Origin of the sequence: Chryseobacterium sp. BIGb0232 (assembly GCF_024810195.1) — a bacterium.
In the GTDB taxonomy this organism is placed as follows: Bacteria; Bacteroidota; Bacteroidia; order Flavobacteriales; family Weeksellaceae; genus Chryseobacterium; species Chryseobacterium pennae.
This window is the reverse complement of the sequence record NZ_JANUEH010000004.1, coordinates 134,572-147,333: the sequence shown is the minus strand read 5'-3', so window position 1 is coordinate 147,333 and position 12,762 is coordinate 134,572. Positions and strand designations below refer to the sequence as shown.

Annotated in this window: 10 protein-coding genes and 4 tRNA genes; 4 read left to right on the top strand and 10 right to left on the bottom strand. The window is 35.4% G+C overall.

What is annotated here, in order from left to right; translation table 11 throughout:
- The first annotated feature begins 188 nt into the window (after positions 1–188).
- Positions 189–1,589: a hypothetical protein gene (locus tag M2372_RS12215; protein WP_123320532.1), complete on the top strand. Its 1,401-nt coding sequence runs from the start codon at positions 189–191 to the stop codon at positions 1,587–1,589.
- Between the two features lie 228 nt (positions 1,590–1,817).
- On the opposite strand, the gene M2372_RS12210 is transcribed toward M2372_RS12215, so the two are convergent.
- The 9 genes from M2372_RS12210 to M2372_RS12170 form a co-directional block, all read right to left on the bottom strand.
- Positions 1,818–2,597 (bottom strand): T9SS type A sorting domain-containing protein, encoded by a 780-nt coding sequence (locus M2372_RS12210; RefSeq protein WP_123320533.1) that lies wholly within the window; start codon positions 2,595–2,597, stop codon positions 1,818–1,820.
- Positions 2,598–2,766: 169 nt separating this feature from the next.
- Positions 2,767–3,537: a T9SS type A sorting domain-containing protein gene (locus M2372_RS12205; RefSeq protein ID WP_115967892.1), complete on the bottom strand. Its 771-nt coding sequence runs from the start codon at positions 3,535–3,537 to the stop codon at positions 2,767–2,769.
- 770 nt (positions 3,538–4,307) lie between these two features.
- A tRNA-Glu gene (locus tag M2372_RS12200) sits at positions 4,308–4,382 on the bottom strand.
- Positions 4,383–4,448: 66 nt separating this feature from the next.
- Positions 4,449–4,520: transfer RNA gene (locus M2372_RS12195), tRNA-Glu, on the bottom strand.
- A gap of 78 nt (positions 4,521–4,598) precedes the next feature.
- A tRNA-Glu gene (locus tag M2372_RS12190) sits at positions 4,599–4,670 on the bottom strand.
- Between the two features lie 11 nt (positions 4,671–4,681).
- Complete coding sequence (gene rpsT / locus M2372_RS12185; RefSeq protein ID WP_002983073.1) at positions 4,682–4,936, bottom strand: 30S ribosomal protein S20; 255 nt, start codon at positions 4,934–4,936, stop codon at positions 4,682–4,684.
- A gap of 66 nt (positions 4,937–5,002) precedes the next feature.
- Positions 5,003–5,323, bottom strand: a complete 321-nt coding sequence (locus M2372_RS12180; RefSeq protein ID WP_115967890.1) for a hypothetical protein — start codon at positions 5,321–5,323, stop codon at positions 5,003–5,005.
- A gap of 586 nt (positions 5,324–5,909) precedes the next feature.
- Positions 5,910–5,981, bottom strand: a tRNA-Glu gene (locus M2372_RS12175).
- A gap of 58 nt (positions 5,982–6,039) precedes the next feature.
- A complete protein-coding gene (locus tag M2372_RS12170; protein WP_115967888.1) occupies positions 6,040–7,326 on the bottom strand; it encodes an N-acetylmuramoyl-L-alanine amidase in 1,287 nt (428 codons plus the stop codon).
- A 53-nt stretch (positions 7,327–7,379) separates the two neighbouring features.
- Here M2372_RS12170 and M2372_RS12165 point away from each other — a divergent pair, with 53 nt between their 5' ends.
- The 3 genes from M2372_RS12165 to M2372_RS12155 all read left to right on the top strand — a co-directional run bounded on the left by M2372_RS12165 (position 7,380) and on the right by M2372_RS12155 (position 10,939).
- Positions 7,380–9,971, top strand: a complete 2,592-nt coding sequence (locus M2372_RS12165; protein WP_123320534.1) for a putative LPS assembly protein LptD — start codon at positions 7,380–7,382, stop codon at positions 9,969–9,971.
- A 129-nt stretch (positions 9,972–10,100) separates the two neighbouring features.
- A complete protein-coding gene (locus tag M2372_RS12160; protein WP_062700765.1) occupies positions 10,101–10,481 on the top strand; it encodes a RidA family protein in 381 nt (126 codons plus the stop codon).
- Positions 10,481–10,939, top strand: coding sequence for a hypothetical protein (locus M2372_RS12155; RefSeq protein WP_115967884.1), 459 nt, complete (start codon positions 10,481–10,483; stop codon positions 10,937–10,939). The genes M2372_RS12160 and M2372_RS12155 overlap by 1 nt, the downstream gene beginning before the upstream one ends.
- A gap of 70 nt (positions 10,940–11,009) precedes the next feature.
- On the opposite strand, the gene M2372_RS12150 is transcribed toward M2372_RS12155, so the two are convergent.
- Entirely contained in the window at positions 11,010–12,539 is a 1,530-nt protein-coding gene (locus tag M2372_RS12150) for a trypsin-like peptidase domain-containing protein (RefSeq protein WP_123320634.1), read from the bottom strand.
- Between the last annotated feature and the right edge of the window lie 223 nt (positions 12,540–12,762).

Genomic DNA, 12,762 nt, shown 5'->3' with positions numbered 1-12,762 from the left:
ATTTAAATTGTTAGAGTCATCTTGACTTTCAATAAAAAACACAATGAGTATTTGAAATAATTTCTGATCATTATTTTGATCAGAAATTATACAAAGAGTAAACATTTATAGTAATCGCTCTTAGGAAATTTTAAAATAAAAGGTTGAGATGACTTTATTTAGTACAACACAAATAGAACTTATTTATAATGAAAAAAATAATAATATTATATAGCTTATTCCTATCGTTTGCATCCTTTGGTCAGGTTGGAATTAAAACGAAAGATCCCAAAGCTATGCTTGATATTAAAGGGACAAATTATAATCCTGATGGAACTTCGAATGACGAAGGAAAGGGTACATTGAGAGTAGATGGTAATACCAATCACGCTTTAGATTTTGGTACTCTGTCTAATTCTCCTTATGGATCTTATATTCATTCCCGGGGTAAGATATCTAATGCAGGTCTTCCTCTTATCCTCAATCCGACTGGCGGAACTGTAGGAATGGGAACCTCTAATCCTAGAGGTGCTTTAGATATCAATAGAGGAACAACCAATACCATGGGATTAGTTCTTCCTACCAACTCAGGCCCTCAGAACATTGTTAACCCAATGGGGGGGAATGTCGCTATAGGAACAACGATGTATGATTCCACATTGGATTGTGTAAGAGTATTCAGATCTTCCGGATGGTCCAATTGTGTGTGTGAATGTAATTTCACATTAGTTTGTTCCAGTGGGGCTGTAACAGGAGTGTATACTGAAGCAACTCAGAGTTCAGGTACAAAAATAATTAATTATACAGGTGGTAGCGGACAATCTTATGGTGCTATTTCTGTATCTTCTATTGGAGTAATAGGTCTTACTGCAACGGCTCCAGCAGGGACATTGGCAAATGGTAATGGAAGTGTAAATCTTAGTATTACAGGTGTCCCTATTACTTCTGGAACGGCAAGTTTTACAATAAATTTAAATGGAAAAACTTGTAATTTCACAATAAATGTCACTGCAAACAATAATTGGAATTCTATCTGTACCAGTAAAGAGTATGGATTTAATATCAGTACAAATCCCAACAGCCCTACAACTATTACTGTTCAAGGTGGTAAAACAGTAAAAGTGTATGCTAAAGTTACACAAGGGAGTAGAGTTGCTGTTAGGGACCCTTATACTGCTTTTTCTGCAACGGCAACACAGGCTGGGATAACTATGCAACGAAACTATTACAGAATTGGTACTTTAGGAGATCTGGGAACCGGAGCTTATAGTAAGGTTACATTAGTTTTTGACAAGCCAATTAACTTTGTTAGTACTAAAGCAACCTGGTTTAGATATGTAAACAATACTTCAAGAGATTCTCAATTAATTTCAACGGATACAGGAGGAAAACTTAAAATGGTAGGAATACAAGGCACGCCTGCTTTAAGAATAAGAACGGAAGGACAAACATTACTGGCGCAGGCTGTAACAGGAGTTACCGATTTTAGTGGGATTGCATTTACAATTTCAGCAGAAAATTATTTTAAGGAACTTACAGTAACCTATGAAACTAATTTCAATGATATTCTACAGGCATTCACTTTTTGTGATGCCCAAGTTTTAGATTGAGTTTAGTTTGGGTACTTTTGCGCTAAAGATTTGGTAATAAGGTTAGTTGTAATCGATAAATTGGAAGCCACCTATCTTAGCCGTAATTATAAAAATGTGTCAATACAGAATTGATGTATATTTATAAAATATGAAGCTTTGAACTCAAATTGATTTTTTAATTGTTTACAAAAATAAATGAAGCCGTCTCATAACTGTAACGGCTTCATTTATATTCATTATTTGTTATTACTTAATCATAATTTTATTGGAATAAGTTTTTCCTTCTTTCGTTTTGATCGTCATAATATATACTCCTTGTGCTTGCTTTGTCTCAAATGTATTAGAATTCAGTTTCGTACGGAATACCTCTTTTCCGGAAGTATTGATAAGCGTAATCTCTGAACCTTTTGCCTGTAAATTTTTATCCAGAGTTATCTGTCCGTTCTCACTGTGAGCCATAAAGCTGATGAAAGGATCTCTGTACTGGTATCCATAGTATACTCTAAGTTCTCCACCCAGGCTCAGTAATCCTCCGTTTACATTGATCTTGATACGATCATAAGGCTTGTTCATGGTAAGTTCAATTTCCCCTTTGCTTGGATCTGCCGCCCCAAGCTTTAGAATATCATTGTTCAGGTTTTGATAATCATTGTTAGAAACATCTCCGTTGAATGTCTCAATAGATACTCCACCTAGTACTTGTGCACTCAATGGTGTTCCATTGGAGCCAATGCCAATTACCAATTTATTGGTGTAAGCACTGTTAGGGAAAATCAGGGTCTGCTCAGTACGGGCCAATAAACCAATGGAAACTTGTATAACGGAATAGTCTGTCTCGTTAGGTCCGATTGCATTCAGTGGATTTGTAACTCCACACCCTATACATACTCCATGTACCTGATTGGTTTGGCTGTTGGCATAGTATTTTACTATCTGGGCAAAAGATTTGCCACCTGTTAGAAATAATAAGGAAGCAAAAATTGTAGCCTTTAAATTGCGTGAGCTCAATAATAAATTAGTTTTCATATATAAAAAATTTTGGATATTTAGTTTTGTGTAAATTTATAAATAAAATAATTATGTTAGGTATTTTATTTATATAATGTATTTTTTTTAGTTATGAAATAATATTTATTGGGTTGTGGATAAAAAAAACCGGCAGCCTCTTTAAAGACTGCCGGTTTTGCTGTATTATTTATTTAATAACAATTTTTTTAGAATATGTTTTTCCTTCTTTAGTCTGAAGAGTCATAATGTAAACTCCGTCTGTCTGATTAGATTCAAATGTATTGCTTCTAAGCTTAGACCGGTAAACTTCTTTTCCTGAAGTGTTGGTTAATGCAACCTCAGAACCTTCCAGAGCCACATTTCCACTTAGAGTAATCTGTCCGTTTTCACTGTGGGCCAACAGGTGAATCAATGGATCCTGATAAGCATAATAAATTCTGAATCCACCACCAAGACTTAAAACTCCTCCGGTTAAGCCGATTCTTATTCCATCATAAGGCTTTTCCGGTTTGAACTCTACAGTTCCTCTATTTGGGGTTGCTCCCAGTTTTAGAAGGCTGATATCAATTGTTCTACGATCATCATTAGAAGTTCCTCCATTCATTGTTTCCAGAGTCACACCGCTTAATAACTGTACAGATAAAGGAATGTTGTCCGTTCCGATGCCTACAACAAGTCTTGTATCGGATCTGAGATCAGGAAAAATTAATGTCTGCTGGATTCCGCCTAATAATGCTGTTCCCAATACCATTGTAGAATAGTCATCTTCATTGCCTCCAATGGCATTGAGTGGATTGTCAACCCGGCATCCTAAGCAGGCTACTCCAAATACGCCAGAACTTTGAGCGTGAGCGTAGATTCTGTTTTGGGCAGTTAAAAACTGAGTTGAAAATAAAAATAATGCTACAAAAGCAGCTTTACAAGAGAAATTGTCTCTAAGAGGTAAATTAAATTTCATGTTATTGATTTTTGGATGAATAGTTTTAGTCAAATTTAAGAAATTAAAGAAGAAGCTAAAAATTATATTTCCATTTTTGGTGATTTTTTTAATGAAATTTAATATTGTCCAAAATAAACATATTTATATTGTCAATTTTATATACAGTATAAAGACAGGTGTTTTTATTTAACGGATTTTATATTATATACAGATTAAAGTAAGATTTTTGCCAGAAGGGTAGTGGGTATAATTACTGAATTAGTTTCAAAAACCAGGGGGATAATGCTGTTGTATTTATGGAATTTAATTTGACGTGAAGTTTAGCGCCTTATCTCGTATTCTTAAGAAGGTAAAGAATAGAATTAATTCTTTCTAAGCGAATGTATATCCCACGAAACTTCTTTAGTGACAAAATTGCACTTCCTTCCTCTCTGAAATAAAACATTTGGATCATCTTTCTTTGTGATTATAAATAATCTGTTTCTTCAACAAAAAGTATAAATTTTGTGCTAATCTCCAAGTTTTGCGCTTGATCTTACGCCATTTTTTTCACTTCAGATTCACTAAAACTTTTGCTTAGCCTCCAATTTTTGCACCTGATCGGTGAAAAGCTTTACCGTAAAAGATAATTTTTTCTTTCGGTTACTAAGCTTTTGTTCTCCAATCTATCCTGATCCCTTTGAAGATATTGATGAGCTTACTTTAGGCCTCCCTATAAGATTTTGTTTGTAGATGAATATAGTGAAGTAGTATAGAAACGAAAAAAGGACTTTCCTAAAAAAGTCCTTTGGTAGCCCGTAGGGGAATCGAACCCCTCTTACCAGAATGAAAATCTGAGGTCCTAACCGATAGACGAACGGGCCCTCTATCTTCCATTACCGAAATAATGTGTTAGCTTTTTGTTTTTATAAGTGTCAACTCTTAGTTTGTAGCCCGTAGGGGAATCGAACCCCTCTTACCAGAATGAAAATCTGAGGTCCTAACCGATAGACGAACGGGCCGGTTAGATTTGTTTAAGTATTAGCTTTCCACTTTGTTTTTAAAAACCACTATAAAACAAGTGGTTTTTAAAAATTAAGTAGCCCGTAGGGGAATCGAACCCCTCTTACCAGAATGAAAATCTGAGGTCCTAACCGATAGACGAACGGGCCAGCTATACTTATTACGCTAATTTATTAACGTGCTTTGTCAATTTGCTTTTCAAGTTAGCCGCTTTGTTTTTGTGGATAATATTTTTCTTAGCTAATTTATCCAATAAAGCGATAACTTTTGGCAGTTGCTCTGTTGCAGCCGCTTTGTTTTCCTCATTTCTTAAGGCTTTCAATGCTGTTCTAGCAGTCTTGTGATAATATCTATTACGAAGTCTTCTAGTTTCGTTCTGTCTGATTCTCTTTAGTGCTGATTTATGATTTGCCATATCGTTCAAATGTGAGTGCAAAACTATAAACTTTTTTTGAAACTACCAAATTTATTTTTAAAAAAATTAATTTTCTTCTGAAAGGTATTTTCTAAGCTTATCTATTGCTTGTTCTATTTTTAAATTTTCTTGTTCTTTTTCAATTTTTTTGATCGTATTTCCCAACATGATCAAGCCATTGTTCCATTCTCCAGTGGTATTGGTGAAAGTAAGTCCGTCTATTGTTACTTCAAAAGCAACCCTTTCTCCAGTCCTGTAAAGTCTGAAACTGATTTTATCATCTTTGCCTGTAATCCCGTCTTCATTGATTTGTAAATCATAACTTTTTGGGTTAGAGTGGATTTTCTTAAAAAGCAATTTCGCTTCTTGTATTTTTAAATCCGGCATGATATAAAATTTGATAATCTGTAGTCTCCTACAGACTGTGGGTTATCAATACTATTTTTCATCAGTGTTACCATATTTGTCTTACCAATTATGGTTAAATTTATTAAAAAATTTTTGCAAATATAATGCTTTTGTGAGATATAACGTAAATAGAGACGTTTTTTAGAAAAAAAGTTGTGAAATTTTTATCTGAATAATAATAAGGGTCAGTATATCAGTGTTCTATATTTTCAAGAATTCTTACTTGTTATTTTCAAGACTGATATAAAAATGCAAAATGAGGAAAATTAGTGAAGGCAAAATGACTGTTTTGTCTTAATTCTTAAAATAGTTAAAAGCAAAATCAATTTTATTGATCTTTTTTAAGAGGGCTTGTGACAGGTTATTTTTTTATTACGTTGATATAAGACTCTTTTTCTAAACTGGAATGTTTATCCAGAGAAGAAAATATAAGACTGTTCTTAATGATCCAAAATTTTCACCCGTTCGTCATTTTTGAAACTGTCACAATACTTTAGATTAATAATGAATGGTGTTGGAATAAAAAAAAGGAGAAATGATAATTATAATCATTTCTCCTCTTTTGTAGCCTATAGGGGAATCGAACCCCTGTTGCAAGAATGAAAATCTTGAGTCCTGACCACTAGACGAATAGGCCTGAATTTTGAGGTTGCAAAAGTAAAAAAAGCTTTTTAAACTTCAAAATTATTTTTCAACTATTTATAGACTTTCTGAATGACCGTATTCTTAATTCCTTTAGCTTCAACTTCTTTCTGTAATTTCACAGCATCCTCCAACGTATAAACTTTTCCATAGGTGTAATAGAAAACACCACTGTCTTTTTCTCTTTCTACATCTTTAAGATTCTGGAGAATATATGAATTTCCATTGAGTTTTTCACCGGTATAGACTTCCAGCGTATAATAGCCCATGCTGATTCGCTGGTTAGGCATAAATCCTACTGCAAATGCATTTCTGAATCCGGCATCTTTGGCTGTTTTAAGATTGATATCTTTTACAGAAGCCATGTTGGTCACCGCATAGTAGTATTTGTACTGTCCGTTTTCTTTGAGGGTAAGTATGTAGCTTAGTCCTTTCATAGCCGGATCATTCTCATTGTATTTTGTTGGAGAACTCATCAGTAATATTCTGAAATCATTCTTCAATGGAGTTTCTGCCGGTTTCTCAGGTTCCTGCTTTTTGGTGGTGAAAGACCCGCCGGATTTTCTGTCAACTGCCTTTTTGTAATCGATGATAGCATTATAAATACTTTCTGAGATTTCATCCTGTCCTTTTTCGGATGCAATATAATGGCTTTCTTCCGGATGGTTAATGAAACCTGTTTCTATCAATACAGAAGGCATGGCATTCATACGGAGAACGTGAAGGTTTTTCTGGAAAACTCCTCTTGAAGACCTCTTATCCTTATTTACAAAGTTATCCTCTACCAATCCACCTAAAAGAAGACTGGATTCAAGATATTTGCTTTGCTGAAGTTTTAACGCAATTAAAGATTCCGGAGACTCAGGATTATAAGATCCGAAGATCTGTTTATCTTTTTCATCCAGAAAGATTACATCATTTTCTCTTTTTGCCACCTCCAGGTTTTCATTGTTCTGGTTGGGTCCCTGTACATAAGTTTCCGTACCATAAGCTGTAGGTCTTGCAGAAGAATTACAGTGAATTGATACAAAAAGATCTGCTTTACTTCGGTTGGCAAGGTTGGTTCTGTCAGACAGAGAAGGGTATTCGTCAATCTTTCGGGTATAGATTACCTTGAAGTCTCTGTTTTTTTCAAGCATGGCACCTACTCTCAAAGTAATAGCGAGTGTAATGTCTTTTTCTGCGATTCTTCCTATGTCAGAATAGGTTCTGTTGGCTCCATGATCACTTCCTCCGTGTCCCGCATCAAGAACTATAGTAAACTTCTTTTGAGAGAAAAGAAAGTTACAGGTTAGGAGAAGGAGAAATGATAAAATTATTCTAAAATTTTGTTTGTGCATCTTACAGTTATAAAAATTATATTAATTTTGGGCCTTAATTATATAGAATAAAATTGGCCAAAACCGTCCTCAAAAATATATTACAAATTTTAATTATCCTAATTTTTAACAATTTTTTAGCACAGAAAATACCTGAAAAATTGCCTAAAAATGTGGTTAATGATACTATTTCCAATTCCAAAAAGGATACCATAATCGCAAAAAAAGAATCTTTAGATGATGTACTTCATACAAAAGCCGATGATCAGCGAAGAGATATCCCTAAGAAAATGACATTCCTCAATAAGAATGCCCAGGTAAAGTATCAGGATATGCAGATTGATGCAGATTATATTTCCATTGATGATAACAAAAACCTGATCTATGCGAGAGGAAAACAGGATTCTTTAGGAAAGATTATAGAACCTGTAATCACTACGCAGGCTGGTAAAAAATACGAAACCAACGAATTCAGCTATAATACAAAAACCAGACAGGCTATTGCTTTCAATGCCAGAACAGAAGAAAGTGAAGGGGTAATTATAGCTCAGAAAACTAAAAAATACAATGATTCGGTGTACGCCATGAGAAAAGCAGATTACACAACCGATGAATATTTTGTGAAGAAAAAAGATACGGTGGCAGATTACTTTATGAGAGCTTCCAATATCAAACTTATAAAATCAAAAGAAAAGTCTCAAATCGTTACAGGACCTATTCAGATGTATATAGAACAGGTTCCTACGCCACTTATTATGCCTTTTGCGATCCTTCCTTTTTCAGCGAAACGAGCAGCAGGTATCTTGATCCCAAGTTTCGGGGAGAGGGAAGATGTAGGATTTTTCCTGAACGGAATTGGATATTATCAGCCGATCGGAGAACATTTTGATCTTAAAGTACTCGCAGATATTTATACCAAAGGAAGCTGGAACCTCCGGCCACAGATGAATTATCAGAAAAAATACCGTTACTCCGGAAGCTTTAATGCTGATGTAGGAACTATGATAAGAGGAATCAAAGGACTGGATGATTATACAAAAAACAGTACTTATCGTATCAGCTGGACGCATTCCCAGGATTCAAAAGCGAATCCTTTTCTTACATTCAGCGCCTCTGTGGATATTGTAAGTACGAAGTTTTATAATAACCCACTTAACAATAATTATATTTTCAACCAGAATGTATTGAATACCCAGCAGAATTCAACGGTAACACTTACCAAAAGATTTCTGAAACTTCCGGTAACCATTACGGGAACGGCTTCTTATTCACAGAACTTTGCAACAGGATTGGCTGATCTTCGTCTTCCGCAGATGAATGTAGCTGTAAATCAGTTTTATCTGTTCAAATCGAAAAGTGGAGTGAGACAGGGACTTCTTGAAAATATTACAGTAAATACAGGTTTTAACCTTACCAATTTTGTTAACACTCAGGAAAATGAGCTGTTCAAAAAAGAAATGTGGGATAAAATGCAGACGGGTCTAAAGAATAATATCGCCCTGGCAACCAATACAACGCTGGCTAAATATTTTACATTCAGCTTAAGTGCTACTATTGACAACGCCTTAACTACAAAAACATTGAACAGATTTTATGATCCTGTAAAGAATGTGACTGTAGATGAAATGAACAAAAAACTAGGAGGATACTCTACGTTTTCTACCAGCGCCAGCCTTCAGACTACTTTATACGGTATGATGAAGTTTAAAAAAGGATCTGTTGTGGAAGCGGTAAGACACATGATGACTCCAAGTATGAGCTTTACTTATTCTCCTGATTTTTCAAGTCCTGGTTTTGGATATTATAAGAATTATTACAATGCGGTGGGAGCCATTACCCCTTACTCTATTTTTGAAAAAGGAATTATAGGAAGTCCTTCCAGTGGAGTTGTTGGAGCATTAGGATTTAGTTTGGGGAATAATATTGAGATGAAAGTGAAGTCTAAAAGCGATTCTACCGGAGTAAAGAAAATTAAGATTTTTGAATCTTTAAACCTTACGGGAAGCTATAACTTTGCTGCTAAAGACCACCCTTGGTCTATCTTCAGTATCAACGGGCAGTCTTCTTTCTTTAATAATAAGCTTACTGTGAACACAAGTCTTTCTCTTGATCCGTATAAAATTGAATTCCTTCCGGGACAGGATACGGGAATCAGAACGGAGCAGTTTGGAGGGTTCAGTGTACAGGGGTTCAATATCCAGGTATCTTATCCTTTAAGCAGCGAGATCTTTGGAGAAAAAACAGATTATGCCAAAAAGTATAGTTCAAAAGGGGAAGTCCGAAATGAAAACTATTATTTTGATGACGACAATTATGCGCGATTCGATCAGGCATGGACTTTGAATATTAATGCTAACTATGCTTACTCAAAAGGGCTCAACAGATTGGGAAATAAAATTGCCTCTCTAGGGCTTGATGGAAGTGTGAAGCTTACGCCTTACTGGAATATTACCGGAAGTACACATTATGACTTAGTGACAAAAGAACTGGCCTATACCAGGATTGGTTTTTCAAGAGATCAGCGAAGTTTTACAATCAATTTTAACTGGGTGCCATTCGGACAATATAAAGTGTATGACTTCTTTATCGGGATCAAAGCCAATATCTTAAGTGATGCATTGAAGTATAAAGACAGAAGTTTTACGCAGCCAAATTCACCTTTCTAATATCAGATTGGCATTTGACAATATAAATTTTATATTTGCAACCAAAATAAATCTAACGAAATGATCATGAAATTGTTTAACTTAATGGTTGGCAATGAAAGATGATTCATGAAAAATAAATATCCGTATATGAAACAAATAATCAATACAGTTAATGCACCTGCAGCTATCGGTCCTTATTCACAAGCTAATATGGCAAACGGAGTTTTATACATCTCCGGACAGATCCCTGTAGATCCTGCAACGGGTAAACTGGTAGAAGGAATTGAAAAAGAAACGCACCAGGTAATGAAAAATCTTGAGGCAATTCTTACAGAAGCTGGAATGACTTTTAAAAATGTTGTAAAGGCAACAATCTTCCTTAAGAGTATGGATGATTTTGCGGTAATGAATGATATTTATGCATCGTATTTGGATGCAGACAGTTATCCAGCGCGTGAAACTGTACAGGTTTCCTGTCTGCCTAAAAATGTGGATATTGAAATTTCTATGATTGCACATCAGGATTAATGAATTTTATTAGAAATACATTTGCGGTATTGGTAGGTCTTGCTATAGCTGGCCTTATTATTACTCTTGGTATAAGAGCTTTTCCGCAATGGGTTACTTTTGAGGCTTTTGCTCCGTTTGAACACTGGCAAAGATTTCTTTTCAGTATGAAAGACGATAAGGCCTTTTTTGGCTTTCTTTTGTTTGTTTCCGGACTGGGAACCACCATTGGTGGAGTAGCGACAGCAATCATCGTTAAATACGCTAAAGTGGCCTATGCTATTCTGATCGGTTTTATCATGCTTTTCATTGCCATGCTGGACGTGATCATATTTCCTTATCATCCTACGTTTTATAAGATTTCAATCTTCCTTACGTTTTTTCCGTTTTCCTGGATTGGCGGTAAGATTGTAGAAGTGATCTATGAACGGAACAAGAAGAAAAGGATCGCTGAGAAAATGAATAAATCAAGTAAATAATATAAAAAAACGCTGCAAATTTTTGCAGCGTTTTTCTTTGATATGAAAATAACTATTGTTCTGTTATTGATTAAGGCATTTTAAATCCTTTAGTGTAAATTCTTCCGTAGTCATCTACAAACTTCACCTGTACATTACCCTGATATTTATTCAGGATACTTTCGATATCTTTTTGTGAATTTACTGGCTTACCATTAATCTCGATGATGATATAATTGTCTACGATTCCGATCTTAGCCATTTCGCTTCCTTCAGATACGCTTTTAGCTACTACACCACTGTTCAGTCCGTATTCGGTTTTGAATCTTTCTGTAAGAGGCTCGAATTCGGCTCCGATTTTTTCCGTTACGCTAAGATCAGCTTTCGTTCTGGTAGAGGTTCCTCCTTTCTGGTCTCTCAACGTTACGTTTGTTGTAGATTCTTTACCGTTTCTTGAATAGGTTACCTGAACTTTATCACCAGGACGCTTGCTTCCGATTGACATAGAAAGATCTGCAAAATCAGTGATGTCATAGCTGTCTATCTTCGTAATGATATCTCCTTTTTTCAGCCCTGCATCTTCTGCACCGCTGTTATCCCCAAATCCTGTTACATACACTCCTGCACCTGATTTTAAATTGGTTTTGAACTGTTTGTTATAGGCTGCAACTTGTTGGTCATTGGATAGGTCTAATGAAGAAACCCCTAAGAAACCTCTTTGTACAATACCGAATTTCTTGATATCCTCAACTATTTTTCTTGCCAGGTTAGCCGGAACTGCAAAACCATATCCCTGATAATAACCTGTTGTAGACTGGATAGCAGAATTAATACCAATCAGCTCACCATTAGTATTCACCAAAGCACCACCAGAGTTACCCGGATTGATGGCAGCATCCGTCTGGATAAAGCTTTCAATTGGATTTGCTGCTTTTCCCTGGCTTCCTAAGATCCCGATTCCTCTTCCTTTGGCAGAAACAATACCTGCTGTTACCGTAGAATTCAGTCCCAGTGGATTTCCTACTGCAAGTACCCATTGTCCTACATCAATATTGTCTGAGTTGGCAAAATTTAAATAAGGAAGTCCTTTTTCTTCAATCTTTAATAGGGAAATATCTGTGTTGGGGTCCGTTCCCACTAAAGTAGCGATATATGATTTTTTATTGCTCAGTACAACTTCCAGTTTATTCGCACCTGCCACTACGTGGTTATTTGAAATGATGTAACCATCTGGAGAGATGATAACTCCGGAACCCATTCCTGAAGGCATATTATCCGGTGCCTGTTGCTGCTTTTGCCTTTGCTGTCCTCTTCCTCCGAACGGATCTCCGAAGAAATAGTCGAACAGATCCTGCTCAGAAGCTCTGTTTGCTGTTCTGTTTTGATAATTTTTGATAGTAACTACAGCAGGAACAGTTGTTTTAGCCGCTTTTACAAAGTCATCGCCTACTGCACCCGTATTCATTCCTGCAAAGGTTGCGGTAGGGGCTGATGTTGTGAAAAATGATTGATCTCCATTGTTGGAACCATGTCCGAAATATTGTATAGCTCCAACGGTAGTAGCTCCGGAAACAACTCCTACTACTGCAAATGGTAATAGTTTTTTTAAAGTACTCTTCATTGTATATCTTTCTTGTTTATTAATTAATTTCTTTTTATGTTTTTGAGTAAACAAATTTAATGTTAAATAAGTAAGCAATTAGTATGCTATGTTTCAATTTTAACTAAAATTTAACGGCTATTATATCATTTTATACATTATGTCATAATTGTTAAGACCATAGTTAACAAAAATTAAAAAAAACTTAAACAAAATATGACAAAATAGTGCCCTATAAAATATA

Excerpts from the sequence above, each read along its gene's own strand:
- M2372_RS12215 (WP_123320532.1), top strand. The coding sequence starts at position 189 with ATGAAAAAAATAATAATATTATATAGCTTATTCCTATCGTTTGCATCC.
- M2372_RS12210 (WP_123320533.1), bottom strand. The coding sequence starts at position 2,597 with ATGAAAACTAATTTATTATTGAGCTCACGCAATTTAAAGGCTACAATT.
- M2372_RS12205 (WP_115967892.1), bottom strand. The coding sequence starts at position 3,537 with ATGAAATTTAATTTACCTCTTAGAGACAATTTCTCTTGTAAAGCTGCT.
- rpsT (WP_002983073.1), bottom strand. The coding sequence starts at position 4,936 with ATGGCAAATCATAAATCAGCACTAAAGAGAATCAGACAGAACGAAACT.
- M2372_RS12180 (WP_115967890.1), bottom strand. The coding sequence starts at position 5,323 with ATGCCGGATTTAAAAATACAAGAAGCGAAATTGCTTTTTAAGAAAATC.
- M2372_RS12170 (WP_115967888.1), bottom strand. The coding sequence starts at position 7,326 with ATGCACAAACAAAATTTTAGAATAATTTTATCATTTCTCCTTCTCCTA.
- M2372_RS12160 (WP_062700765.1), top strand. The coding sequence starts at position 10,101 with ATGAAACAAATAATCAATACAGTTAATGCACCTGCAGCTATCGGTCCT.
- M2372_RS12155 (WP_115967884.1), top strand. The coding sequence starts at position 10,481 with ATGAATTTTATTAGAAATACATTTGCGGTATTGGTAGGTCTTGCTATA.
- M2372_RS12150 (WP_123320634.1), bottom strand. The coding sequence starts at position 12,539 with ATGAAGAGTACTTTAAAAAAACTATTACCATTTGCAGTAGTAGGAGTT.